The sequence below is a fragment of the Paraburkholderia madseniana genome (assembly GCF_009690905.1).
GTDB lineage: Bacteria > Pseudomonadota > Gammaproteobacteria > Burkholderiales > Burkholderiaceae > Paraburkholderia > Paraburkholderia madseniana.
On the sequence record NZ_VOSW01000001.1, the window covers coordinates 197,658 to 224,268 of the forward strand.

Genomic DNA, 26,611 nt, shown 5'->3' on the forward strand with positions numbered 1-26,611 from the left:
CGAACAGAGGGTCAGTGGAGAATCGGCGGCAACGACCCGCTGCTGACGGTCGCCAGATTAGCGGGCGCGGTCGCCGCGGGACTTGCCGCTACGTTTGCGGCCTTGGCAGGCGCCTTCGTGTGAACCACGGCCGGTTTGGCCACGCTGGTTTTCGCCGTCACATTGACCACCTTGGCATGCGCTGCATGGCCTTGAACCAGGTCGGCGTGCATGATCCGGCCCTGCCCCGATTTCGCCTGAGCGAGTTGTGCGTGCGGCTTCTTACCCTGCGCCACCACCGCTGCCTTCGACTTAGGTTTGCCCGCGCCCTTCACCACGCCACCGTGGCCAACATTCCTGGCGGCGACCTTCTTCACGCTGCCGTGCGCTGCCGGCTTGGCACCGCTCTTCGACACCGACGCGACCCGTTGCGCCCCATGCTGCCCCTTCGCCGCCTGCTTCGAACCCACCTTCGCGCCGGCGATAGACTTGACCTTGGCGGCACCCGTCGTTTTCTTTGCGTGCTTCGCCGCATGCCCGGTCGACTCGGGCGGATTCCACACTTCCGCATAACCAGCGGCCATTGCCGCCCCGGACACGCACCACACTGCAACTGCCGTTGCTACTGCTCGAACCCACATCTCCTGCTTCTCCTGATCTTCGACTTCATAACGAGTCGGGATTATATTCTCTTGCAAAAATCCATTTTTAGACTAATATCAACAACAAGTACAGATAAGGACTCACCCCATCATGGCTCACGCCGCCCGCGTCACCCAGCCCGAACCGCCCATCCGCCGGCCGGTTTCGGAACCCACGCTTACGGAAATGTCGGCGGCAGGCCTGCGCGCGTTCTTCAACATCGCGCGAGACTGGGATTTGAGCGCCGAAGAGCAGATCGTGTTGCTCGGCTCGCCGGGCCGTTCCACCTACTTCAAATGGAAATCCGCGCCGGGAACCGCACGTCTGGGGCGCGACACGCTGGAACGCCTGTCGCTGCTGCTCGGCATCTATAAGGCGCTGCAGATCCTGCTGCCGCAGCCCAGCGCCGCCGACACCTGGATCAAGCGCCCCAACAGCGCGCCGCCGTTCGGCGGCCGCCGCGCGCTGGACCGCATGCTGGCCGGCAACATCAGCGATCTCGTGGCCGTGCGCCAGTATCTCGACGCGATGCGAGGCGGCTGGGCGTGACAGAACCGCATTGGCAGCACCGCTGGCGCAACGCGCCGCTCGACTGGTCGCCCGCGTATCGCGTGATTCCAACGCGCTTTCCGGCCGTCAATCTGTTCGACCGGGTCGCATCGCCCGAAGATTTCGACGCCCTCTACGCGCTCGAAGCGATGACCAACGACCGCCTGCGCACCGAAGTCGGCGAACTCGATCTCGTGCCACGCGAAGAGCGCCGGTTCGGTCCGGGCTATGGGCCGATCATGGCCGCGTTGACACACCTGAATCCACTCGGCAGCCGTTTCTCGGACGGCACGTACGGCGTGTTCTATTGCGCCCGTTCGCGTGCCACTGCGATCGCGGAGACGCGCTACCACACAGGGAAATTTCTGGAGGCGACAGCCGAGCCACCCATGCGGCAGCAGATGCGGCTCTACACCGTCGTGGCGCAAGGCAACGTGGTCGACATCCGCGACGACGCATCGCTCGATCTCGCGGTGCTGTCGCCCGACGACTATGTCGCCGGACAATCGCTCGGCCGTGCCGTGCGCGAGGGTGGTGCGCCGGGCATCGTGTATCCATCGGTGCGGGATGACGAAGGCGAGTGCCTCGCCGCGTTCAGAACCACGCTGCTACGCGACTGCCATCACGCGGCGTATCTGGAATACAACTGGAATGGCACGAGCATCGATATCGTGTTCGAGCTCAATCAGGTGGGCTAAGAGCTAAGAGACTCGCAACAATCAGGGCAGGGCCAGCGCCGCCGCCCCGCTCTCCCGCGCCGCCTCAACCGAGATCGACCAGCGCCGCAACGCCTGCGGCTCCACGATGGTCAGCTTGCCACCGGGCCCGAACGCGCCGGTGTCGATGAAAATCTGCGAGCCGATCTGCTGGATGTCGCGCATCGGCGTATGGCCGCAATAGGTCAGCGAAAGCCCATGCTGCCGCTGCGGATCGCCATTGCCCAAGGCCAGATCCCGCCCCCACAGCAATTGCTGGCGCGTTTCGGCGGAAAAATTCCCGGCGTCGAGTTCGGCGTCCGTGCCGAAGAATTCGGCATGCAGAATATTGAAGCGCTCCTTACCGCTGCCGACCACGCGTACGAGCGGCAGCGTCCGCAGACGTTCGGCGTAGTGTTGCAAACGTTCGTCGGACAAACTCGCCGCCCATATCCCGCCGATTCCATACCACCACTGGCGCCGCAAGCGCCCATCGGCGACGCCGCACAAGGTGTCTTCATGATTGCCGAGCACCGCGTGAAACCACGGCTTGTCGAGCAGGGCCAAAGCCTCTTCGGAATGTTGACCGCGGTCTACCAGATCGCCGACCGAAAAGAGCCGGTCACGCGCCGGATCGAACGCGATGTCGCGCAGCAGATAGCGCAGCGCATCGACACAGCCATGCAAATCGCCGACGACAAAGTCGCGGCCACTCCGATTGGCCGGATGATGCTGAACGGAGTTGACGAGTACGGAATCCATTCGCTCATGATAGTGCGGCATCCGCAAGTGCGTATGCGCGTTCCCTATCTTATCCTGACGTCTCGCATCGCTCGAATGACGTAGAAACAACGCAAGAACGGCGCGTCTCCGGCAGGACTTACCGGAAAACGCGCCGGCCGCGCACTCATTATTGCTGGGTTCGCAGTTTGGCGACCTGATCCACCGTCACCGTGGACTGCGGATTGCCGAACTGTTTGGTGACGTAATTGGTGATAGCCGCCACCTGGTCGTCGGTAAGCTGGGTGCCGAACGCGGGCATCAACACGTCAGCCTGTTTCGTAGTACGGCTAACGCCGTGCAGGATCACCATCGCCAGATTGTTGGCGTCGCTCGCGCCGACCGCCGAGTTGTGAATCAGTGACGGATACGCGCCCGGCGCGCTGGCGCCGACACCCTGACCTGTCCAGTTATGGCACGTCGCGCAATTGGCGATGAACAGTTGCGCACCGTTCACCGCATTGATCTTGGTGCCGCGCAGCGCGGTGACATCGTCGACGGCGGGATTGCCCCACTGGTCGCGCGGACGCGATTCGCCGCCGTTGATCGGCGGCACCGAGCGCAGATACGTGACGATCGAGCGGACGTCCTCGTGCGTCAGATACTGCGTGCTGTCGGTCACCACCTCGGCCATGGGGCCCGCCGCATTGGCTCGACCAGGCGCTGCGCCGGTCGACAGATACGCCACCAGGTCGTCATCGCTCCAGTTGCCCACGCCGCTGGTCTTGTCCGACGTGATGTTGTACGCATGCCAGCCGGCCTGCACCGCGCCGGAGAAGCGCGAACTCGTCTTCAAGCCCTGCGTGAAATTGCGCGGCGTGTGGCATTCCTCGCAATGCGCAAGACCCTGGACCAGATACGCGCCGCGATTCCATTCGGCGCTTTGCTTCGGATCGGGCACGAAGCGGCCTTCGTCGAAATTGAACAGGTTCCAGAACACCATCAGCCAGCGCAGATTGAAGGGGAATTTCAGGCTGTTGCTCGGCGGCGCGTAGTGGATCGGCGTGAGCGTGTTCAGATACGCGCGAATCGCCAGCACGTCCTGATCGGTGACCTTGGTGTATTCCGCGTACGGGAACGCCGGATAGAGCCGTTCGCCGCTCTTGCCAACGCCTTCATGCATCGCGCGCAGAAAATCGGCGTCGCTCCATTGGCCGATGCCGGTATCTGGGTCGGGCGTGATGTTCGGCGTCACGATCGTACCGAACGGTGTGTTGATCGGCAGGCCGCCCGCGAACGGGCGTGCTTTGTCAGCGGTGTGGCAGGCGACGCAATCGCCGGCGCGCGCAAGGTATTCACCGCGTTTCACGAGATCGCTGCTGGTCGCCGCCGCCGGCGTGGCCGCCGCATTGTCCGGTTGCGCAGCGTTGTCCGCGTGGGCCTGTGTGATCGGCAGCTCGTCGTTATGTCGTGCGGTCGGCCCATGCGCTTCGTGCCAGGCGACATACAGCGCAAACAGCGAAAAGACGGCCGCCAGCGTCGCCACCCGGAAGTGCTGACGACGCGCACGCTGAACAAGCGCATCGGCCGGCTGCACGCGAGAGGTGTTCTTCGTCATTGTGGCTCTCCGTTCAGGGCTCAGATTTCACGCTTGAGCTTGTCGGCCAGTTTCAGCGACAAGGCGGCGATCGTCAGCGTGCAATTCACGGAGGCCGCAGTCGGCATCACGCCGCTGCTGGCGATGAACAGATTCGAGTGATCGTGTGTGCGGCAATCCGCGTCGACAACCGAATCGCCTGCATCGCTGCCCATGATGGTGGTACCCATGATGTGATTGTTCGGCGCGAAAGTATCATCGAACGAGACCTCGGCACCGCCGAACAGCGAGGCGATCTGCGCATACAGTTCATGCGTGTTCGCCGCGCTCTTCTTCACGTAATCGTTGATCGAGTAGTAGATCTCGGGCTGCGGAATGCCGAGCGCATCCTTGTGATCCGCCGAGGGCACCACGCGGTTCTGCGGCTCCGCCAGATGCTCGTGAAAACTGTTGATGTTCAGCGTGCGCGACGCGCGGTCGCGAATCTGCCGGTCGAGTTCGGCACCGGTGAGGCCTTGTTTCAGCAGATCGGCGGTCACGCTCATGGTCGGCACGCCATTCGACAGATGCAGCTTTTTCGCTGCGTAATCGGAGCGGAACGAGCCGTCGCGGAAGTTGACGATCGAGGTCATCTCCATCGGCCCGCGTCCGGGCCACAGCGGTTCGTTGGCGAGGAAGGTGACGCCCGTGCCCGGATGGTCCATCAGGTTGCGGCCCACCTGGTCGGAGCTGTTGCCAACGCCGTGCGGGAATTTGTCGGAAGTTGACATCAGCATCAGCTTCGGCGTTTCGATGCCGTTCGCGGCGAGCACGAACAGCTTGCCGGTCACGCGTGTGCTGTTGCCGTTCGGGTCCTTGTAGTGGACGGCCGTGATGAGCCCTTTGTTGTCCGCTTCGACGCGGTACACGACCGCCTCGGGAATCAGCTTCGCGCCGGCCTGTTCGGCCTTCTCCGCGTGCACCACGCCGTTGTACATCGCGGCGATCGGGCAGATCGGCATGCAGTTGTTGTTGCCGCAGCAGGTGGGCCGCGCATCGTACGGACGGCTGTTACGCGCCACCGGCTCGGGCACCACCTTGAAGCCTTGTGCGTTGAGCACGTCGCTAAAGCGCTGATCCATGTACGAGAGCGGCAACGCGCTCATCGGGTAGGGCTTGGAGCGCGGCGAACCGAGATCGATCGTGCTGTCCGGTCCGGAAACGCCCAATTGCATTTCAGCCGCTGAATACCAAGGTTCCAGCGTTTCATACGGATAGGGCCAATCACGTCCCACGCCATACAGCTTGTGCAACTGGAAGTCCGACGGCAACAGCCGCCAAGCAGCGGCAGCCCAGTGCCACGTCGTGCCGCCGACCAGCCGCACATACTGTGAGTTGTACGGATAGTCACCTTTCTGGATCAGATAATTGTTGGCGGGTGCGTACTCGGGATGCGGTGCGTAAGGCGTGGAGGGATAGGGTGTCGCGAAGTCGGACTTGGCCGGCGAATTGCGGAAGTTCTCGACGATCTGCCAGCGCGGAATGCGCGGCCCGGCTTCGAGCAGAATCACCGACGCGCCGGCCAGCGCCATTTGATGCGCGACCAGTCCACCTGCCACGCCCGAACCGACTACGACGATGTCGGCGGAATTTGAGTTTGCCATTGTTGCCCTCTTTTACTGGCTTATCTTTGCTTGCTGATCTCGCGTGCCGGCGTTTCGTCGAACGGCTCAATCAGGCCATGCGACGACAAGGCACGCGTGAGAGGAACATCGGTCAGGCGCTCACCGGTTTCTGCGTCCAGTAGAACGGCACGTCGCGGCAATAGGACGGAATCGTCAGCACGTCTTTGACCGGCTCGAACATCAGCGCTTTTTCATAAGCGACCACATCCACATGCGGCATGTCGCCCACGAGACCGAGATACCACGCGCGCATGATCGCGCTCACGGATTTCGCGAGCGCCGGCTGATCGACCTGCAAGGCCTGAGTGACCGTATCGGACGGCACGCCGCCATGGCCTTGCAGCCACGTGTTGAGCGCGGCGACGTTCTGGGAGAACTGGCTGTCGGATTTGGCGAGGGCGTCGTAGACGCGTTTGCCGAGCACGGCGTCGAAGCCCGTGTGACCGGTGAGACGCTGCGAGAGCGCAAGGAAGGCATCGAGTCCGCCACCGGGGGGCGCGGTGTCAGCGAACGCCGGCGCGATCCACGAGAGCGAGCGGCCTGCCCCGGCAAACGCGAGCGCCGCGGCCGTTGCGCATGCGCCTAGCACCCAGGCTCTGCGCGAGGCGGAAAACGATGCATGCAGCGAAGATGAGCGAGTGGATCCCGGCGAAGAAAGCGGCGAAGAGGACTTTGGCGACGGAAACCTGGCCAGATGCGTCACGTCATGGTGCGCATCTTTATTCTCAGGAACATCTGTCATGGGGGCTCCAGATGGTGAGTTGATCGTGAGTTGTTCTCAACAGACAACGCCGCCGTGGCGTGATGCCGTTGGCGCGCTGCGTCGATTTCTCTACCCCAAACCTAGTCTGGCGCCGCTTAAGCGGTCTTGTGTGGCTGCATGATGCCGATGCGAGCCGCATTACGTTGTGCCGATGACAGCCTTGTGAAAACAGCCTGACTGCGCGGCACGCGCGGCGAAAAACCCGCCGCCTGCCAATCGCCTTTCAACTGAAAGCGGCCCGCAAGGCCGTTGCGAAAGACTATAGCCTGTGATTCCCCCATTCGACAAATGGTGCCCGAAGCGCGAGTAGAATCCGCGGCACAGACGGCCCTTCACCCTATATCTCATGCTCCTAAAATATTATCCGCAGGTTCTTCGCAATCGACCCCGCATGCTGATCGGCCTCGCCGTCGGCCTCGTGGCAGCGCTGGTGGCCCCTGAACACACACGCCCCATGGTGCGTGTTCTGGCCGGTTGGGATGCCGCGGTGTGGATCTACCTCCTGCTCATGTGGGTGCACATGGCCGCCGCCGACGAAGGCCGTGTCCGCGAATTCGCGCAGCGCGACGACGAGAACGCGGGAGTGGTGCTGGTTGTGATCTGCGTCGCGACGGTCGCCAGTATTGCCGCGATCGTGCTCGAGCTGGCCTCGGCGAAGGGCACGGCCGGCGCCTCGACTGCATGGCACTACCTGTTGACCGGCCTCACGATGTTCGGCGCCTGGTTCATGATCCCCACCATTTTCACATCGCACTACGCGCGGCTTTACTACGATCCGGATGCAGCGGAGACCCCCCTGCTGTTTCCCGACCACAAGCTCCAGCCGAACTACTGGGATTTCCTGTACTTCTCGTTCACCATCGCCGTGGCCTCGCAAACCTCAGACGTGGTGCTGCGCTCACGATCGATTCGCCGTGCCGCGCTCGCGCAGTCGATCCTGGCGTTCTACTTCAACGTCGCCGTGCTCGGCTTGTGCGTGAACATCGCAGCGGGCTTGCTCGGCTCCTGACCCGCCGAGCTTCCTTAAAAGCCTTTTCCCCTCGACGCTTGCCCCGCCGGCCGCCACTTCGCCTTTTGCGGCCCCGGCGGCCCCCGCGCCCGCGTCGCGCCACCCCGTGTAAAACCCGGGCGAGGCCCGTCCGTTTTACACGCAAGCCACCCGCCACCGCGCGCCCACCGCGTCCGGCCGTCCGTCGCGCCTCCCCTTAGGGCGCGCGCGCCGCCACCCTTCCGCTTCAGTCCAGAACGCACTGGCACAACGTTTGCTGCGTCTTGCGAATAGTTCTGGCCGGCCCCGTGCCATCGACGCCTGGCGTCAAAGCACCCCTTACTGGCCAGCGGCGTGACGATCTTTGCACTACATTGACCAGTACGCGCCCTCGCTTCACGCATCGCGCGGTATCCGGCTCTGGAAGCCCAATGAGCGCTGTGATCGCATGTCAATTGCATCCACACCGCAGCAGGACGAATCTGGAAACGACCGATGGAATCCCCAAACGGGTACGCGCCGCGGATTTACTTTTTCCATTCACTTCTCGTTGGGCCGCTCGATGCATGGCCTGCGCAGTTCGCTCACGCAGCCGGACTGGGCTTCGATCACGCGCTGATCGGCGGCCTCTTCGAGCCGGGCCGCGCGGGTCACGCACAGGTGGTTGGCAACCACGGCCGGCTGCATCCGGCATTCGAGACTCAGCAACCCGCCACGGAGGCGATCCGTACGCTCGCGCACGCCGCACGCCAGAACGGTCTGACCTTGCTGGTCGATCTGGTGATCGACCGGATGGCCGCCGATGGCGCGCTGTACGCCGAACATGCCGGCTGGTTCCACCCATTCGAGTCCGAAGAGGCGCGGCTCGATCCGCGCCACGTCCATCACGAGGACAACGTCGCGTATGCCAACTTCAACGACACCGCCGGCAGCGCTGCGCTAGTCGGCTGGTGGACGCAGCAACTGCTGGCGCTGGCCGACGCCGGTGTCGGCGGCTTCCGGTTCGATTCGCCGCATCGCGTGCCGGCCGCGGTTTGGCGGCAACTCGGCGACGCGGTTCGCGCAAAGCATCCTGAGGTGCGTTTCCTCGCCGCGACGCCGGGTCTCGCGCGTGGCGATCTGCTCGGCCTCGCTGGCGCGGGCTTCGACAGTGTGTTCTCGTCAGTGCGCTGGTGGGACTTCCGCGCCGGCTGGATGGTGGAAGAGCATGCCGCGCTCGCCCGCATCGCCGCACCCATCGCGTTTCCCGAAGCGCCTTACGGCACCCGCCTCGCTGCCGATCTCAGCGATGCGCACGACGCCGCCATCGTCGAGCGGGCCTACCGGCGCGCGCTGTTCGCGTCGGCCTCGACCGGCACCGGCTGGATGATGCCGATGGGCTTCGAATATGGCATCACCGAGCCCATGTCGCAGACGCGCGGCGACGTTGCGCAGTTTGCGCTGGCCTGCCGGTCGAAGCGATTCGATCTCTCGGAACAGATCAGCCATGTGAACGACGTGGCGCGCAATACAAAAACGCTGCATGCCAACGGCGAATTGCGCCCGCTAAGCGGGCCCGGCGCGCCCGCGGCCGTCTTGCTGCGCGCCGACGCACCCGATCTGCGCGACGCCGGCGAAGCAATCCTGATCGCCATCAACCCCGAACTCGGTGCGCCTGTGCGCGTCGATCCAGCCCGCTTCCTCACGGGCGTACCGGGCAACTTCACGCGCTTCGTCCCGCTCGACGCGTCCGCGCATGCCACGCCCGCCACGCTGACGCCGTTCACGCTCGCACCCGGCGCCGTCAGTTTGTTCCGCGGGGTCGCCGATGAACCGATCCGTCTCGCGCCGCCTATCGACAAGGCGAACAGCAAGCGCAGTGGCCGCAAGACCGTGCTCGAAGCGATCGGCGCGCCGCGCGTGGCGATCGAGAGCGTGACACCCTCGGTCGATAACGGACGCTTCCCCGCCAAGCGCACGGTGGGCGAGCGCGCGGAAGTCACCGCCGCGATCTTCGCGGAAGGCCACGACAAGATCGCCGCCGCCGTCGTCTGGCGCGCCGCTGACGAAACCGCCTGGCACGAAGTACCGATGAGCCCCGCACAGCCGGCCGGCCTCGATATCTGGAAAGCGCGCATTCCGCTGGAGCGCATGGGCCGTCACGAGTTCACCGTGATCGCATGGCGCGACGACTTTGCGTCGCTGGTCGAGCATATTCAGAAGAAGCTGAAGGCGGGCCAAACCGTCGAACTCGAACTCGACGAAGCCACGCATCTGTTCGCCCTGGTGCTCGCCGAAGTGGAAACCGCGGAAGGCGCGGAGGGTACGATAGGCGAGCCGCTCGAACATATCGTCAAGGTCTTCACCAAGGCCGATCCCGAGGCCAAGCTCGCACTGCTGCTCGCGCCGACCACCGCGAAGGCGATGACCGCCGCGCGCCACCGCCCGTTCCTGAGCCGCGATCCAATCGTCTACAAGATCGACGCCGAACGCACCGCGGCAGGCTTTGCAAGCTGGTACGAAATCTTCCCGCGTTCGATGAGCGACGACGAATCGCGTCACGGCACCTTCGCTGACGTCGTCACGAAACTGCCGCGCATCCGCGACATGGGTTTCGACGTGCTGTACTTCCCGCCGATCCACCCGATCGGCGTCGCCAATCGCAAAGGCCGCAACAATACGCTGACCGCACAGCCGGGCGATGTCGGCAGCCCGTACGCGATCGGTGGGGTCGAGGGCGGCCACACCGCCGTGCATCCCGAACTCGGCACGCTCGACGACTTCAAGCAGATGCTGGCCGCCGCCCACGCGCACGGCCTCGAAATCGCGCTCGACTTCGCGATCCAGTGCTCGCCGGATCACCCGTGGCTGAAGGAGCATCCAACGTGGTTCGCCTGGCGCCCCGACGGCACGCTGCGTTACGCGGAAAATCCGCCGAAGAAGTACCAGGACATCGTCAATCCGGACTTCTATGCGCACGACGCCAAGCCCGATTTGTGGCTCGCGCTGCGCGACGTCTTCCTGTTCTGGATCGAGGCGGGCGTGCACATTTTCCGTGTGGACAATCCGCACACCAAGCCGCTGCCGTTCTGGGAATGGGTGATCGACGATGTGCGCTCGCGCTATCCCGACACGATCTTCCTCGCCGAAGCCTTCACGCGGCCGCGTATGATGAACCGGCTCGGCAAGATCGGCTTCTCGCAGTCGTACACGTATTTCACGTGGCGCGAGTCGAAGCGCGACTTCATCGAGTACATGACCGAACTCACGCAAACCAGCGCGCGTGATTTCTACCGGCCGAATTTCTTCGTCAATACACCGGACATCAACCCGCGGCATTTGCAGTCGTCAGGGCGTTCGGGCTTTCTGATTCGGGCCGCGTTGGCCTCCACGCTCGCCGGTTTATGGGGCTTGTATAGCGGTTTCGAATTGTGCGAGGCCGCTGCGCTGCCGAACAGCGAGGAATATCTCGACTCCGAAAAGTATCAACTGCGCGCATGGGACTGGAACCGGCCCGGCAACATCGTCGGCGAGATCACTGCATTGAACCGGATTCGCCGTGCAAACCCGGCATTGCAAACGCATCTCGGCCTCACGTTACTCACGGCGCACAATGACAACATCCTGTTCTTCGAAAAAGCGACCGCAGCACGCGACAACGTGATCCTGGTGGCGATCAATCTCGATCCGTTCAACGAACAGGGCGCGGATATCGAATTGTCGTGGGACACTTTCAACCACTGGAATCTGCACGACCATGGCGCGCTGGAAGTGACCGATCAGATGACCGGTGCGCGTTTCGAATGGCACGGCCGCTGGCAGCACGTCCGCCTCGGTTCAGGCCAACCGTTTTCGATCTGGCGCATCGCGCCGCTCGGCGGCCTACCCGCTGAACGCCCGGATGATGCCGACAGCGACTATCACGCAGACGACGCTGGCAACCCAACCCCTACGGAAGGTGCGACATGAAGCGTGAAGATCCAGCCCAAAGCACGTCGCAGACCCACACGAGTACAGCCGCCAGCGGCGCGGCGAAAGCGCGGACATCGCGGCGCGGCAAACCCGCCGCGCTCAGCGACGATCCGCTCTGGTATAAAGACGCCATCATTTATCAGGTGCACATCAAGTCATTCTTCGACGCGAACAACGACGGCGTCGGCGATTTTCCGGGCCTGATCGCGAAGCTCGACTACATTGCCGAACTCGGCGTGAATGCGATCTGGCTGCTGCCGTTCTATCCGTCGCCGCGGCGCGACGACGGCTACGATATCGCCGATTACCGCAACGTGCATCCGGACTACGGCCAACTATCGGACGTGAAGCGCTTCATTCAGGAAGCGCACGCACGCGGCATCCGCGTGATTACGGAGCTGGTGATCAACCACACGTCCGATCAACACCCGTGGTTTCAACGCGCCCGTCGCGCGAAGCCGGGGTCGAATCATCGCAACTACTACGTGTGGTCCGAAACCGATCAGAAGTACCAGGAAACGCGGATCATCTTCATCGATTCCGAACCGTCGAACTGGACCCATGATCCGGTCGCGGGCGCTTATTACTGGCATCGCTTCTACTCGCACCAGCCCGATCTGAACTTCGACAATCCGGCCGTGCTGAAGGAAGTGCTGCAGGTGATGCGCTTCTGGCTCGACATGGGCATCGACGGGCTGCGGCTCGACGCGGTGCCGTATCTGGTCGAACGCGAAGGCACCAATAACGAGAACCTGCCTGAAACGCACGCGGTGCTGAAGAAGATCCGCGCAACGATCGACGCCGAGTATCCGAACCGGATGCTGCTCGCCGAAGCGAACCAGTGGCCGGAAGACGTGAAGGAATATTTCGGCGACGAAGACGAATGCCACATGGCGTTCCACTTCCCGCTGATGCCGCGCATTTATATGTCGATCGCGAGCGAGGATCGCTTTCCGATCACCGACATCATGCGGCAGACGCCGGATCTTGCGGAAACGAACCAGTGGGCGATTTTCCTGCGCAATCACGATGAACTGACGCTCGAAATGGTCACGGATTCAGAGCGCGATTACCTGTGGAACACCTATGCGAGCGATCGCCGCGCGCGCCTGAACCTCGGCATTCGCCGCCGCCTCGCACCGCTGATGGAGCGCGATCGCCGTCGCATCGAGCTGATCAATTCGCTGCTGCTGTCGATGCCCGGCACGCCCGTGATCTATTACGGCGACGAACTCGGCATGGGCGACAACATCCACCTCGGCGACCGCGACGGCGTGCGCACGCCGATGCAATGGTCGTCGGATCGCAATGGCGGATTCTCGCGCGCCGATCCTGAACAACTAGTGCTGCCGCCGGTGATGGGTTCGTTGTACGGCTTCGACGCCGTCAACGTCGAAGCGCAAAGCCGCGATCCGCATTCGCTGCTGAACTGGACCCGGCGCATGCTCGCCACGCGCCGTGCGAAACAAACTTTCGGACGCGGCACAATCCGATTCCTGAAGCCGGAAAACCGCAAGATCCTTGCGTATCTGCGCGAACTGCCAGGCGAGCCGCCAATATTGTGCGTAGCCAACCTGTCGCGCGCACCGCAGGCGGTTGAACTCGATCTATCCGAATTCAACGGCTCGGTGCCGATCGAAATGACTGCCGATTCCGTGTTCCCGGCAATCGGCCAGCTCACTTATCTGCTGACCTTCCCGCCGTACGGTTTCCTGTGGTTCATGCTCTGCTCTAGTGGCCAGCGTCCGACATGGGCGCAAGCGCATTCCGAACCGCTGCCCGAGTTCGTCACGATCGTGATCCGCGAGGGTCAGGTCGGCCCGACACCGGAAAACGTCCGCCTGCTCGAATCCGAAGTGCTGCCGTCCTGGCTGAGCCGACGCCGCTGGTTTGCCTCGAAGGATCAGAAGATGCACGCGGTGCGCCTCGCCGCGTTGACGACGATCCCCAACGGCGGTTTCGCGTTCACCGAAATCGAAGCCGACGTGGGCGATCACACCGAACGCTACGTCGTGCCCATCGCGATCACGTGGGGCGGCGAGACCACCACGCCGCTGTTCATGCAACTCGCCTTGGCGCGCGTGCGCCGCGGCCGCAACGTCGGTCATCTGACGGACGCGTTCGCGCTGCCCATCTTCGCTCATGGCGTGATGCGCAAGCTGCGCGAACGCGCGGTCGTGCCGACCGTACAGAAGAGCGAGATCAAGTTCCTCCCCACCGAGCGTTTCTCCGAACTCAATGATATCGGTGAGCGGCCCGAAATCCGCTGGCTGGCGGCCGAGCAAAGCAACAGCTCGCTGATCATCGCCGATGCCGCGGTGTTGAAACTGGTGCGGCGCCTGGTGAGCGGCGTTCATCCGGAAGCGGAAATCAGCCGCTATTTGACCCAGCTCGGCTACGCGAACACCGCACCGCTGTATGGTGAAGTGGTGCGCGTCGATCCCGAAGGCGTGCCGCATACACTCGCTATCTTGCAAGGCTATATCGACAATCAGGGCGACGCCTGGAACTGGTCGCTGGACTACCTGCGCCGCTCGGTGGACGAACTCGCGATCGCCGTCGATACGGACGGGCAATCGCCGGACCGCGACAACGAAACGATTCTCATGGAAGGCTACAGCGCGTTGGCCGGCACCATTGGTAAGCGGCTTGGCGAACTGCACATGGCGCTTGCGTCACCTTCCGACGACCCGGCATTCGCACCGGAACTCGCCAGCGCCGAGCAGGTGAAGGCGTGGGTCGCCGGCACGCAAGCCATGCTCGCCGGCGCGCTCGATCTGCTCGCGCCGCGCATCGAACAGATGAGCGATCCGGACACCCAGGCATTGGCACAAAGCCTGATCGACCGTCGCGCCGCGCTGGTCGCTGCGGTCAGCAAGCTGGTGTCGGGCGATGCGGGTGCGCTGCGTACCCGCATTCACGGCGACTTCCATCTAGGTCAGGTGCTGGTCGCGCAGGGCGACGCGTATCTGATCGACTTCGAAGGCGAACCCGCGCGTACGCTGGAGGAACGGCGTCAGAAGTCGAATCCGTTGCGCGACGTGGCCGGCTTGTTGCGCTCGCTGTCGTATGCGAGCGCCGCGGCGCAGTCCACGATGGAAAGTGCGCCACAGCAAACTGCCGATCGCAAGCGCGCGCTCTTCGACCGTTTCCGTGCGCATGCTACCGAGACGTTCCTCAAGGAATACCGCGCCGCCATCGCGGATTCGCCGACGCCGCTGGTAGCGCCCGAAGCCGAACAGGCCTTGCTCGATCTGTTCCTGATCGAGAAAGCCGCTTATGAAATCCGTTACGAGGCGGCGAATCGTCCAACGTGGCTCAGTTTGCCGGTACGCGGCCTCGCCTCGCTCACCAGCCGCTTGCTCGGTGACACCGGCAATCCGCAGCACGATCCTTCAACCCAGGCGCCAAACGCCGCCGCATCGCCTAATCCGGCCGAGGGCGACTATGAGTGAGCACGATCCGGCCGCAGGCCTCCAAACACTCGATATCGACGCGCTCGTTGAAGCGCGTCACCCCGATCCTTTCTCGCAGCTCGGCATGCATCGGACGGACGCGGGTCCGGTGGTGCGCGCGCTGTTGCCGAACGCCAGGCACGTCACCGTGATTTCACGCACCAACGGCGCAATGCTCGGCGAGCTCGAGCAACTCAGGCCGGGGCTGTTTGCCGGCCGCATCACGTCTTCCGCGCCCTATCGCCTGCGCATCGACTGGCATGGCACCGTGCAGGAAATCGAAGACACGTATTCGTTCGGCCCCGTTCTCGGCGACGAGCCGTTGGGCCGTCTGGCCGGTGGCGACCCGTACGCGGTGCTCGAATGCCTCGGCTCGCGTCCGATGGAAGTGGACGGCGTGCCAGGCGTGCGCTTCGCCGTCTGGGCGCCGAACGCGCGGCGCGTCTCGGTGGTCGGCGACTTCAATTCGTGGGATGGTCGCCGTCATCCGATGCGGCTGCGCCATCAGGCAGGCGTGTGGGAATTGTTTGTGCCGCGCGTCGGCCCGGGCACGCGCTACAAGTACGAATTGCTCGCCCGTGACGGCCATCCGTTGCCGCTCAAGGCCGACCCGTGTGCGATGCAGACGGAATTGCCACCAGGCACCGCATCGGTGGTCGCACATGTCGAGGAGATCGAGCAGTTTGAATGGACCGATCACGACTGGATTCAGTCGCGCGCCGCCAAACAGACCCCGCGCGCGCCGATCTCGATCTACGAAGTGCATGCCGAATCGTGGCTGCGCGTCGCCGAAGAGGGCCAGCGCGGGCTCACGTGGGAAGAACTCGCGGACCGGTTGATTCCGTACGTGAAAAGCATGGGCTTCACGCATGTCGAGTTCATGCCGATCGCAGAGCATCCGTTCGGCGGTTCGTGGGGCTATCAGCCGCTCGGACAGTTCGCGCCTTCGGCACGCTTCGGCAAGCCCGAGCAGTTCGCCCTGTTCGTCGACAAGGCGCACGCGGCCGGCCTCGGCGTGCTTCTCGACTGGGTACCGGCGCACTTTCCGAACGACGCGCATGGCCTGATCGATTTCGACGGCACGCCGCTCTACGAGCACGCTGATCCGCGCGAAGGCTATCACCAGGACTGGAACACGATGATCTACAACCTCGGCCGCAACGAGGTGAGCGCGTTCCTGGTGGCATCGGGCCTCGCGTGGTTGAAGCGCTATCACGTCGACGGCCTGCGTGTGGATGCGGTCGCCTCAATGCTGTATCGCGACTATTCGCGCGCCGCCGATGAGTGGGTGCCGAACATCCACGGCGGGCGCGAAAATCTCGAATCGATCGCATTTCTGAAGCGGCTGAATCATGAAGTCGGCTATGTGCCGGGCGTGCCGGGCGCGATCACGATCGCCGAGGAATCGACCGCGTGGCCGGGCGTGACTGCACACCTCGAAGACGGCGGCCTCGGCTTCCAGTTCAAGTGGAACATGGGCTGGATGCACGACACGCTGCACTACATGGAAGAAGATCCGGTCTACCGCCAATACCATCACCACATGATGACCTTCGGGATGGTGTACGCATATTCCGAGCGCTTCGTGTTGCCGCTCTCGCACGACGAGGTGGTACACGGCAAAGGCTCGCTGCTCGGCAAGATGCCCGGCGACCGGTGGCAGAAATTCGCCAACCTGCGTGCGTACTTCGGCTTCATGTGGACGCATCCGGGCAAGAAGCTGCTGTTCATGGGCGGCGAATTCGGCCAGATGGCGGAATTCGATCACGACACGTCGCCACACTGGCATCTGCTCGACGATCCGAACCATCACGGTGTGCAGAAGCTCGTGCGCGACCTGAACCATCTGTACCTCCATGAGCCCGCGCTGCATTTGCTCGACAGCGAGCCGGGCGGCTTCCAATGGCTAGTTGGCGACGACAACGGCAACAGCGTGTATGCCTACCGCCGCACCGATGGCGAAGGCCGCGAACTGGTGGTGGTGTGCAATATGACGCCGGTGCCGCGGGTCGGTTACCGGATGGGGATGCCGCGCGGCGGCCGCTGGACAGAAGTGCTGAATACGGATGCCGGCGTGTACGGCGGCTCGAACATGGGCAATGGCGGGCTGATCCACACCGACAACGTCTTGAGCCACGGCTGGCCGCATTCCGCTGCGCTGACGCTGCCACCTTTGGCAACGATCGTTTTGCGCGCAGATTGATAGAAGTGTTGTAAGACGGGCGCGCGGCGGCCAGGCCGCGCGCCCGTTGCATGAAGTCCCACGATAGCGTTCATAAAACAGAACAAGGAAGGGGAATCATGTCGCATGCAATGCCCGACCGGCTTCTGCCCGGCTCGCCCTATCCGCTCGGCGCTAGCTGGGATGGCCTCGGCGTCAACTTTGCGGTGTTCTCGGCGAATGCGCAGAAAATCGAGCTTTGCCTGTTCGATCCCACCGGCCGCAAGGAGATCAGGCGCTTCACGCTGCCCGAATGCACCGACGAAATCTGGCACGGCTATTTGCCCAATGCGCACCCCGGCACGGCATACGGCTTTCGTGCGCATGGGCCGTACCAGCCGCAGCACGGACATCGTTTCAATCCGCACAAACTATTGCTCGATCCGTATGCGCGCAAACTGGTCGGGCAGTTTCGCTGGTCCGATGCGCTATTCGGTTACCGTGTGCATTCGAATCGCGCCGACCTGTCCATCGACCGGCGCGATTCGGCGCCGGCCATGCCGAAGTGCGTCGTGATCGACGAAGCCTTCGACTGGTCGCACGACAAGCGCCCGAATGTGCCTTGGGGCGAAACCGTCGTCTACGAGGCGCATGTGCGCGGCGTGTCGATGTTGCGCCCCGATTTGCGCCAGCACGAACGCGGCACGTTTGCCGCGCTCGCGTCGCCGGAATTCATCGAGCATTTACTGAAGCTCGGCGTGACCGCCGTCGAATTGCTGCCCGTGCATGCGTTTCTGAACGACCGCTTTCTGGTGGAGCGCGGCCTGCGCAACTACTGGGGTTACAACACCGCGGCATTTTTTGCACCGGAGCCGTCGTATCTGAGTTCGCACCGGCTCGATGAAATGCGCATCGCCGTTCGTCAGTTGCATGCGGCCGGCATTGAAGTGATTCTTGACGTGGTCTACAACCACACCTGCGAAGGCAACGAGATGGGGCCGACCGTCTCATGGCGCGGCCTCGACAACGCGAGCTACTACCGCCTGATTCCCGGCGACGAACGCCACCATATCAACGACACCGGCTGCGGCAATACCGTGAACCTGCCGCATCCGCGCGTGCTGCAGATGGTGATGGATTCGCTACGCTACTGGTCGACGAAGTTCAATATCGACGGCTTCCGTTTCGATCTCGGCGTGACGCTCGGCCGCGAGCAGCATGGTTTCGATCCCGGCTCCGGTTTCTTCGACGCGTTGCGCCAGGATCCGATCCTGTCGCAACGCAAGCTGATTTCCGAGCCATGGGACATCGGCCCTGGCGGTTATCAACTCGGCAACCATCCACCGGGCTTCGCCGAATGGAACGATCGTTTCCGCGATACAGTGCGCCGCTTCTGGCGCGGTGACGCGGGCCTGCGTCCCGATCTTGCCGCGCGTCTCACCGGTTCCGCGGATCTGTTCAACCGGCGTTTCAGGAAACCGTGGGCATCGGTCAACTTTGTCACGTCGCATGACGGTTTTACGCTCGCCGATACCACCGCGTATGAGCACAAGCACAACGAGGCCAATCGCGAAGACAACAACGACGGCCACAACGAAAACTGTAGTCGCAATTGGGGTGTAGAGGGCCCGACCGACGATCCGGTCCTCCTCGAAACCCGCAAACGCGTGGCCCGCTCGCTGATCGCCACGTTGCTGATGGCGCTCGGCACACCCATGGTGCTGGCAGGCGACGAATCGCTGCGGACGCAGAACGGCAACAACAATGCGTACTGCCAGGATAACGAACTATCATGGCTTGACTGGGAGCGCGCGGAGTCGCCCGACGGCCGTCAGATGACCACGTTCGTCGCGCGCGTGATCGCGCTGCGCAAACAGCATCCGCTGCTGCGCGAAACGCGCTTTCTGTTCGGCGATCGCGAAGTCTTGCCGGGCCTGTTCGATGTCGGCTGGTTCGATGAACACGGCGATCCGCTCACTATCGAAGCCTGGCAGGACCCCGAAGGCCGCGCGTTCACGCTGCGGCGCGCGGGTCCAGGCTTGAATAACGAAACGGAAGTATTGTTGATGATGCTCAATGCTGCGGACGAAACACGGCGTTTCACACCGCCCGCGCCACACCTGGAATGGCATGTGCTGCTAGATACGGCTGAGCCGGAAAGCGCGCCGCATCGGTTGGCAGTGCCGGAGGTCGAAGTGGCCGCGCATAGCCTCGTGATGCTGGCGGCGCAGCCCATTGGCGAAGCGGATTGGCAGGCGGGCTGGAAAGCCGGCGCGCAGCACGGGCCGCGGCTGTTGACCGCGCTGCCGCCCGATCCGGGTGCGCATCCGCCGAGCAGCGATACGTCGCCGACCACGTAGGCGAAAGTCATATCGAATGGTGATGAATCATGTCCGAATGTCCGATTGATCCTCACGCGCATCATCACGCGCATTGCCTGCCGTTCAGCGCACAGTTGCTAGGCGCTACGGGCGCGAAGCCGCGCACGCGGTTCCGTTTCTGGGCGCCTTCGTGCAAGACGGTCCAGGTGGAGATCGAAAACGGACCGGCCCAGGGCGCGCACGACATGACGCCTGCCGGCAACGGCTGGTTCGAAACCACCGTCGAGAGCGGCGCGGGCACACTGTATCGCTTCCGGCTCGATGGCGAGCATGCGGTGCCCGATCCTGCGTCACGCTTCCAGCCGCAAGACGTGCACGGGCCGAGCGAAGTGATCGACCCGCGCGCGTACCACTGGGAACATACGAACTGGCACGGTCGCCCGTGGGAAGAAACGGTGTTGTACGAGTTGCACGTCGGCGCGATGGGCGGCTATGCGGGCGTGCAGAAACGTCTGCCCACGCTTGTCGCGCTCGGCGTGACGGCCATCGAACTCATGCCGTTAAACGACTTTCCCGGCCGCCACAATTGGGGCTACGACGGCGTGCTGCCATATGCGCCCGATTCCGCGTACGGCCGCCCCGAAGAACTGAAAGCGCTGATCGACGCCGCGCACGGTCTCGGCCTGATGGTATTTCTCGACGTGGTCTACAACCACTTCGGACCGGACGGCAATTATCTGCACCAATACGCCCGCTCGTTTTTCCGTGAAGGCACGCACACGCCGTGGGGCCCGGCGATCGATTTCGACCGCAGTGAAGTGAGCGATTTCTTCATCGACAACGCTGTCTACTGGATCAACGAATATCGTCTCGACGGCCTGCGTTTCGACGCGGTGCATGCCATCGACAATCACGCATGGCTGCGCGAATTGTCCGACCATATCCGCGCAAAAGTGCAGCACGGCCGGCATGTGCATCTGGTGCTGGAAAACGAACACAACAGCGCGAGCCTGCTTGAAACGCATTTCGACGCGCAGTGGAACGACGACGCGCACAACACGCTGCACGTTCTGCTGACGGGCGAAACGGAGGGCTATTACCACGCATACGAGGATCAGCCGATCCGTCGCCTTGCGCGCGTGTTGTCGGAAGGTTTCGCGTATCAAGGCGACCCGTCGCCGATTCACGACGGCGCGCCGCGCGGCGAAGCAAGCCGGCATCTGTCGCCCACCTCGTTCGTGATGTTCTTGCAGAATCACGATCAGATCGGCAATCGCGCATTCGGCGAGCGCCTGCGCAAGCTGACGTCGGACGATGCCTTGCGCGCCGCCACCGGTTTGCTGCTGCTGTCGCCGCATATCCCCATGCTGTTCATGGACGAGGAATACGGCTCGACCCAGCCGTTCCTGTTTTTCACCGACTACACCGGCGAGCTCGCCGACGCCGTGCGCGAAGGGCGGCGTCGCGAATTCGCACGCTTTTCGGCGTTCAGCGATGAAAAGCGTCGCGCGCAGATTCCCGATCCGAACGACGTGCAGACCTTTACAGCCTCGTCGCCGCCTGAGCCCATTCAAGGCGCCGCTGCGGATGCCAGCGCGAAAGACCGCCTCGAGTGGATGCACTTCTACAAATCCGCGCTCGCCGTGCGGGCGAAGCTGATCACGCCGCGTCTGAAACATGCCAAAGCGTGTGGCTCGACCGTGTTGACCGCCACAAACGGCGGCGACGCCAATGCGCTGATTGCCCGCTGGAAACTCACCGACGGCGAAACCTTGTCGATTGCGTTGAATCTCTCGAAGGAGAACGTGGCGTTCCCCGATCTGCCTGCCGGCAAAGTGATTTTCGAAACACCGCCGCGCGTGCGGGAGCAGATCGACGCCAAGGTGTTGCCATCATTCGCGTTCGTCGCGTGGGTGACCGGCGACGTCAGCGACTATGCCATCGGCCACGATGCCCGCATCGCCGGCCAACAGGAGCACAACGCGTGAGTGCCACCCGCCGTCCAAACGATACGATCGTGACCCTTGCCACGCGCGCTGGCTTCGAAGTCGAGTGGCGGGATGCGCACCATTCGACGCAACACGTACCCGAGAGCACACTCGCCGTGCTGCTCGACCGGATGGGTTTACCGTGCGGTAACGCCACGCAGATCCGGCACAGCGCCGCCGCGCTCGAAGCGGAACTGTCCGGCCGCAAACTGCCCCCGCTGATGACGGCGGAGGTCGAGCGCGGCATCGCGCTGCCTGCCGCGGCGATCAAATCCGGCAGTCACTACCGGATCGAACTCGAAAGCGGCTCGATCATCGACGGTCGCTTCACGGCGCCTAAAGGCGAGGAAGCGTTGCTCACACCGATCGACGAGCCCGGCTATCACACGCTGGTGATCAACGAACAACGCATGACTTTGGCCGTCGCGCCGTCGCGCTGCTATACCGTCGCCGATGCATGGCGCACGCTGCACGACGGCACCACGACGCAAACGCCGCTGTTGTGGGGTATCGCCGCGCAGTTATACGGCTTGCGCCGCACGGGCGATGGCGGCATCGGCGACTATACGGCCCTCGCGCAAATGGCGATTGAAAGCGCAAAGCGTGGCGCGCATGCGCTCGCCGTCAGTCCGACGCACGCGATGTTCAGTGCCGAGCCGAATCGCTTCAGTCCGTATTCGCCGTCGTCGCGTTTGTGGTTGAACGTCACGCATATCGACCCCACCGCGGTGTTCGGCGCCGAAGCCGCGCGCGCCGCGCTTGAGGTCGCGCGGGCCACCGAAGCATGGCCGGCACTCGAAGACTTGCCGCTGATCGACTGGCCGAACGCGGTCGTGCTGAAGCTGAAGGTTTTGCGCGCGCTGTACGAGAACTTCTGCACCCAGGAGCGCGCGCACGACACGCCGCGTGCGCTCGAATTTCATGGTTTCTGCGAACGTGCCGGCCGTGCGCTCGAAGACCACGCGCGTTTCGAAGCGCTGCAGGCGGTGCAGTTGGCTCAGGAGGGCGGCAATGGCCACTGGCGCAACTGGCCCGAGGCGTTGCGCGATCCGCGCAGTCCGGAAGTTGAAGCCTTTGCCGAAGCGCATCGGCATGAAGTCGACTTTCATCTGTTTCTGCAATGGCTCGCCGCCAAGGGCTTGTCGCACGCGCAGCATGCAGCGAGCGACGCCGGCATGGCGGTCGGCCTGATCGCCGACCTCGCCGTCGGGTGCGATAGTGCCGGCAGCCATGCATGGTCGTACCGCGACGACATGCTGCAAGGTATTTCAGTGGGCGCACCGCCCGATCTGTTCAACCAGGCCGGACAGGCTTGGGGGCTCACCACCTTCTCGCCGCGCGCGATGCGCACGCAGGGCTTCTCCGCATTCATCGACATGCTGCGCGCGGCGTTCGCGCATGCGGGCGGCATCCGCATCGACCACATTCTCGGCTTGCGGCGCCTGTGGCTCGTGCCCGAGGGCGAGAGCGCGCGCAACGGCGCCTATCTGCGCTATCCGCTCGAAGACCTGCTGCGGCTGATCGCGCTCGAATCATGGCGGCATCGCGCGATCGTGATCGGCGAAGATCTCGGCACTGTGCCGCCCGGTTTTCGCGAGCGGCTCGACGAGCACGGTCTCGCCGGCATTCGCGTGCTGTGGTTCGAAGGCGCGGAAGGCGGCAGGGGCTTCAAGCCGCCGCAGGCGTGGGACCGCAACGCTGTCGGCACCACCACGACCCATGATCTGCCGACCGTGGCGGGCTGGTGGCGCGGCAGCGACATCACGTGGCGCAACCGGATCGGTCAGACGATGGCGCGCGCCGATGGCCGCGACGCGGAGGAAGTGGCACAGGAAGAACGCGCCGCCGATCGCGCGCTGTTATGGCGCGCGTTCCAGCAAGCCGGCGTCGCCGCGCCGGACGTGGACGCGCCGCCGCCCGACAAGGCGCCCGTGGATGAAGCGCTCGCCTTCGTAGCCGCCACGCCCGGGCCGCTCGTCACTTTCCCGCTCGAAGATTTGCTCGCACTGGTCGAGCAGCCGAATTTGCCCGGCTCGATCGACGAGCATCCGAACTGGCGCCGCCGCGTGATCTTGCCCATCGACGCATTGTTCGAGGACGGCACCTTCAGCGATCGCCTGCTGGCGGTCGACCGCGCGCGCCGCGGCGCCACCGTTCCTGCTGCTTCCAACGTTTCTTCGGAGCCTGATACGCCATGACCGTCCCGCGCTCCACGCTTCGCCTCCAGTTCCATCGAGGCTTTACCTTCGACGATGCCGCAAAGCATGTCGACTACTTCGCCGCGCTCGGCATCAGCCACGTGTACGCGTCGCCCATCACCACCGCCGAGCCGGGTTCGATGCATGGCTACGATACCGTCGACTACACCCAGGTCAACGCTGAATGCGGAGGCGAAGCGGGCTTGAAACGCCTCGCCGATAAACTGCGCGCGCACAACATGGGGTTGATCGTCGACGTGGTGCCGAACCACATGGGAGTCGGCGGTTCGAGCAACGCTTGGTGGCTCGATATCCTCGAATGGGGCCGGCACAGCGCGTACGCTCGCCACTTCGATGTCGACTGGCATTCGCCCGATCCGGCCTTGCGCGGCAAGGTGCTGGCGCCGGCACTCGGCGCGCCGTACGGCGAGGAACTCGCGGCCGGCCGGATTGCGCTGCATTTTGCGGCCGACAGCGGGCGCTTTTATATCGGCTACGGGCCGCATATGTTTCCGGTGTGCCCAATCGACTACGCGGCGATTCTGCAAAGCGCGGACCGCGCCGATCTCGCCGCACTGGCCGAACGTTTCCAGGGCCTGACGACGCAGCCTGCCGATCAGCCGCGCGCCGGCGAAGGACGCGACATGCTGCGCGAATTCGTCGCGCAAAGCGGCAGCTCAGCGATCGAATTGGTGCTGGAATCGTATTCGCCCGCGGACCCGGTGACGCGTGACCGTTTGCATCGATTGATCGAACGGCAGCACTTCCGCCTCGCGTGGTGGCGCACCGCTTCGGACGAAGTGAACTGGCGACGTTTCTTCGACATTTCGACGCTGGCCGGCGTGCGCGTGGAGCGGCCCGAAGTGTTCGAGGCCGTGCACGCGCTGATTTTCCGTCTGTATCAGGAAGGTGTGGTGGATGGTTTGCGGATCGACCACGTGGACGGTCTCGCTGAACCGCGCGAGTACTGCCAGCGCCTGCGGCAGCGCCTCACCGAATTGCGCGACACCGCGCCGTATGTGGTCGTCGAAAAAATTCTCAGCCGTGGCGAGCCGCTGCGCGACGATTGGCCCGTCGACGGCACGACCGGCTACGATTTCATGAACGACGTGGGCGCGCTGCTGCACGATCCGGCCGGCGCCGAGCCGCTCGCGCAGACGTGGGCCGAACTCACCGGCCGCAGCCCGCGCTTCGCCGACGAAGCCCTGGCCGCGCGACGCAAGATTCTCGCGGAGAACCTCTCGGCGGAACTGGACCGCGCGGCGCGCGCGCTGCACCGCATTGCCCGTGATTCGCTGACCACGCGCGATTTCACCTTCACCGCGCTGCGGCGCGTGCTGGCCGAACTGGTCGTGCATTTTCCGGTGTATCGGGTCTATCCACAGAACGGGCTGCGCAGCGCTGCCGATAACGTGTATTTCGAGCAGGCGCTAGCAGGCGCGAGAGAGACGCTTTCGCGCGCGGACTACGTGGTGCTCGACCGCGTGAACGCGTGGCTTGGCGGCAGTGCTGAAGAGGTGCCGAACGCACGCGGCAATGCGCAATCGCAACAGCAAGGTTCGAATGGCGCCCCGCCAAGTCAAGCAGGTTCCGCGCGGCGCACTGCGCAGACGCTGTTTTCGCAATTGACCGCACCCGTCGCCGCAAAGGCGATTGAAGATACAGCGTGCTATCGCTATGGACGCTTGCTATCGCGCAACGAAGTCGGCTCGGACCCGGGCGAGTTTGCTCTGTCGGTCGCGCAATTTCATGCGGCGAATCTCGAACGTTCGCAGCGCTTTCCTCACGCGATGCTCGCCACGGCCACGCACGATCACAAGCGTGGCGAAGACGTGCGTGCGCGCCTTGCCGTGTTGAGCGAGATTTCTCATGACTGGAGCACGACGTTGCGGGCGTGGTCAACCTTGAACGCGCCGCATCGGCGTGCGCTCGACGGTAAGCCGATCAGCAGCGTGAGCCACGACACAAGCTACGATTGGGCGCCAGGCCCCGCCGCCGAGGCGATGCTGTATCAGACCTTGGTGGGCAGTTGGCCACCGGATTTAAAACCGGACGATGAAGCGGGCGTCAAGGAACTGGCTGAGCGCGTCGCGCAATGGCAATTGAAGGCGCTACGGGAAGCGAAGCTGCAGACCAACTGGCTCGCACCCGATGAAGCCTATGAGGCCGGTTGCCGCGATTTCCTGTTCGATATCCTGGCGCCGCAGCGGCGCAATGGTTTCCTGCGCGAGTTGTCCGCGTTCGTGGCGCGGATTGGACGCGCCGGTGCGCTCAACAGTTTGCAGCAGACCGTGTTGCGGCTGACGTCGCCTGGGATTCCCGATCTTTATCAGGGTACTGAGTTGTGGGACTTCAGCCTGGTCGATCCAGACAATCGCCGGCCCGTCGATTTTGCGAGGCGTGAGGCGTGGCTCGCACAAACACCGCCTTCGGAGTTTCTGGCGAACTGGCACGATGGCCGGGTAAAGCTCTCGGTAGTGCAGCGCATGCTGGCGTTGCGCGCGCATTTGCCGGAGTTGTTGAGTCAGAGTGCGTATCTGCCGCTTGCAGTGCGCGGTGCGCATGCGTCGAATGTGATCGCGTTTGCACGGCGGCATGGGAATGCGTGGGCCGTGGTGGTGGCGAGCCGGCTTGCTGCCGGGTTGCTCGGCGCAGAAGGCAATGGCGGCGATTTGCCGATGGTCGATCCGGCCAAATGGGGCGATACGGCGATCGAAATGCCTGCGGATCTGGCCGCGCGGGCGCTGTTCGACTGGCTGAGTCCGGCGGCGCCCAAGGTCGACGAAAACGGTTTGCTTTATCTGCGCGATGCGTTGAGCGCGATGCCTATCGCGGTGTTGGTGGAGGACGGCGTGCCACGTAGTTGATCTGTGATTTTTAGAAGATCTTTTGAAGATCGTATGCAGAGCAATGTTTCAGTGGACCTGAGACGGACTCAGC

The 26,611-nt window shown here is 63.6% G+C and carries 15 protein-coding genes; 10 read left to right on the top strand and 5 right to left on the bottom strand.

The annotated features are described in order from the left end of the window. Positions 1 to 11 precede the first annotated feature (11 nt). Complete coding sequence (locus FSO04_RS00885) at positions 12 to 620, bottom strand: hypothetical protein (protein WP_154557927.1); 609 nt, start codon at positions 618 to 620, stop codon at positions 12 to 14. A gap of 112 nt (positions 621 to 732) precedes the next feature. On the opposite strand from FSO04_RS00885, the gene FSO04_RS00890 reads away from it, so the two are divergent. Both FSO04_RS00890 and FSO04_RS00895 read left to right on the top strand, forming a co-directional pair. Next, on the top strand, positions 733 to 1,170 hold the full coding sequence (locus FSO04_RS00890; RefSeq protein WP_054034811.1) for an MbcA/ParS/Xre antitoxin family protein: 438 nt from the start codon (positions 733 to 735) through the stop codon (positions 1,168 to 1,170). Further along, on the top strand, positions 1,167 to 1,868 hold the full coding sequence (locus FSO04_RS00895; RefSeq protein WP_168435516.1) for an RES family NAD+ phosphorylase: 702 nt from the start codon (positions 1,167 to 1,169) through the stop codon (positions 1,866 to 1,868). Before FSO04_RS00890 ends, FSO04_RS00895 begins: the two co-directional genes overlap by 4 nt. A 21-nt stretch (positions 1,869 to 1,889) precedes the next feature. Here the strand turns inward: FSO04_RS00895 and FSO04_RS00900 are convergent, their stop codons facing one another. The 4 genes from FSO04_RS00900 to FSO04_RS00915 all read right to left on the bottom strand — a co-directional run bounded on the left by FSO04_RS00900 (position 1,890) and on the right by FSO04_RS00915 (position 6,588). Next, the gene (locus FSO04_RS00900) at positions 1,890 to 2,627 is read right to left on the bottom strand and encodes a metallophosphoesterase (RefSeq protein ID WP_171927057.1); all 738 of its coding nucleotides are present in this window, start codon (positions 2,625 to 2,627) and stop codon (positions 1,890 to 1,892) included. A 148-nt stretch (positions 2,628 to 2,775) separates the two neighbouring features. Beyond that, a complete protein-coding gene (locus tag FSO04_RS00905; RefSeq protein ID WP_154557930.1) occupies positions 2,776 to 4,203 on the bottom strand; it encodes a cytochrome c in 1,428 nt (475 codons plus the stop codon). Positions 4,204 to 4,223: 20 nt separating this feature from the next. After that, positions 4,224 to 5,825 carry a GMC family oxidoreductase gene (locus FSO04_RS00910; RefSeq protein ID WP_154557931.1) on the bottom strand — a complete coding sequence of 534 codons (1,602 nt, stop codon included), beginning with the start codon at positions 5,823 to 5,825 and terminating at the stop codon, positions 4,224 to 4,226. 112 nt (positions 5,826 to 5,937) lie between these two features. Then, positions 5,938 to 6,588: a sugar dehydrogenase complex small subunit gene (locus FSO04_RS00915; RefSeq protein WP_154557932.1), complete on the bottom strand. Its 651-nt coding sequence runs from the start codon at positions 6,586 to 6,588 to the stop codon at positions 5,938 to 5,940. A gap of 367 nt (positions 6,589 to 6,955) precedes the next feature. On the opposite strand from FSO04_RS00915, the gene FSO04_RS00920 reads away from it, so the two are divergent. The 8 genes from FSO04_RS00920 (at position 6,956) to treY (ending at position 26,538) form a co-directional block, all read left to right on the top strand. Beyond that, positions 6,956 to 7,618 carry a DUF1345 domain-containing protein gene (locus tag FSO04_RS00920; protein WP_154557933.1) on the top strand — a complete coding sequence of 221 codons (663 nt, stop codon included), beginning with the start codon at positions 6,956 to 6,958 and terminating at the stop codon, positions 7,616 to 7,618. A gap of 474 nt (positions 7,619 to 8,092) precedes the next feature. Beyond that, complete coding sequence (locus FSO04_RS00925) at positions 8,093 to 11,545, top strand: alpha-1,4-glucan--maltose-1-phosphate maltosyltransferase (protein WP_154557934.1); 3,453 nt, start codon at positions 8,093 to 8,095, stop codon at positions 11,543 to 11,545. Beyond that, complete coding sequence (treS, locus tag FSO04_RS00930; protein WP_154557935.1) at positions 11,542 to 15,003, top strand: maltose alpha-D-glucosyltransferase; 3,462 nt, start codon at positions 11,542 to 11,544, stop codon at positions 15,001 to 15,003. The genes FSO04_RS00925 and treS overlap by 4 nt, the downstream gene beginning before the upstream one ends. Next, on the top strand, positions 14,996 to 17,206 hold the full coding sequence (gene glgB, locus FSO04_RS00935; RefSeq protein WP_154557936.1) for a 1,4-alpha-glucan branching protein GlgB: 2,211 nt from the start codon (positions 14,996 to 14,998) through the stop codon (positions 17,204 to 17,206). Before treS ends, glgB begins: the two co-directional genes overlap by 8 nt. Before the next feature lie 98 nt (positions 17,207 to 17,304). Further along, entirely contained in the window at positions 17,305 to 19,524 is a 2,220-nt protein-coding gene (gene glgX, locus FSO04_RS00940; RefSeq protein ID WP_154557937.1) for a glycogen debranching protein GlgX, read from the top strand. 29 nt (positions 19,525 to 19,553) lie between these two features. Further along, positions 19,554 to 21,473 (top strand): malto-oligosyltrehalose trehalohydrolase, encoded by a 1,920-nt coding sequence (gene treZ, locus FSO04_RS00945; protein ID WP_154557938.1) that lies wholly within the window; start codon positions 19,554 to 19,556, stop codon positions 21,471 to 21,473. Next, a complete protein-coding gene (gene malQ / locus FSO04_RS00950; RefSeq protein ID WP_168435517.1) occupies positions 21,470 to 23,671 on the top strand; it encodes a 4-alpha-glucanotransferase in 2,202 nt (733 codons plus the stop codon). Before treZ ends, malQ begins: the two co-directional genes overlap by 4 nt. Next, entirely contained in the window at positions 23,668 to 26,538 is a 2,871-nt protein-coding gene (gene treY / locus FSO04_RS00955; protein WP_154557939.1) for a malto-oligosyltrehalose synthase, read from the top strand. The genes malQ and treY overlap by 4 nt, the downstream gene beginning before the upstream one ends. Positions 26,539 to 26,611 lie beyond the last annotated feature (73 nt).

Bases quoted from the DNA above. Each gene is read 5' to 3' on its own strand.
- FSO04_RS00885 (WP_154557927.1), bottom strand. From the start codon at position 620: ATGTGGGTTCGAGCAGTAGCAACGGCAGTTGCAGTGTGGTGCGTGTCC.
- FSO04_RS00890 (WP_054034811.1), top strand. From the start codon at position 733: ATGGCTCACGCCGCCCGCGTCACCCAGCCCGAACCGCCCATCCGCCGG.
- FSO04_RS00900 (WP_171927057.1), bottom strand. From the start codon at position 2,627: ATGGATTCCGTACTCGTCAACTCCGTTCAGCATCATCCGGCCAATCGG.
- FSO04_RS00905 (WP_154557930.1), bottom strand. From the start codon at position 4,203: ATGACGAAGAACACCTCTCGCGTGCAGCCGGCCGATGCGCTTGTTCAG.
- FSO04_RS00910 (WP_154557931.1), bottom strand. From the start codon at position 5,825: ATGGCAAACTCAAATTCCGCCGACATCGTCGTAGTCGGTTCGGGCGTG.
- FSO04_RS00915 (WP_154557932.1), bottom strand. From the start codon at position 6,588: ATGACAGATGTTCCTGAGAATAAAGATGCGCACCATGACGTGACGCAT.
- FSO04_RS00920 (WP_154557933.1), top strand. From the start codon at position 6,956: ATGCTCCTAAAATATTATCCGCAGGTTCTTCGCAATCGACCCCGCATG.
- FSO04_RS00925 (WP_154557934.1), top strand. From the start codon at position 8,093: ATGGAATCCCCAAACGGGTACGCGCCGCGGATTTACTTTTTCCATTCA.
- treS (WP_154557935.1), top strand. From the start codon at position 11,542: ATGAAGCGTGAAGATCCAGCCCAAAGCACGTCGCAGACCCACACGAGT.
- glgB (WP_154557936.1), top strand. From the start codon at position 14,996: ATGAGTGAGCACGATCCGGCCGCAGGCCTCCAAACACTCGATATCGAC.
- glgX (WP_154557937.1), top strand. From the start codon at position 17,305: ATGTCGCATGCAATGCCCGACCGGCTTCTGCCCGGCTCGCCCTATCCG.
- treZ (WP_154557938.1), top strand. From the start codon at position 19,554: ATGTCCGAATGTCCGATTGATCCTCACGCGCATCATCACGCGCATTGC.
- treY (WP_154557939.1), top strand. From the start codon at position 23,668: ATGACCGTCCCGCGCTCCACGCTTCGCCTCCAGTTCCATCGAGGCTTT.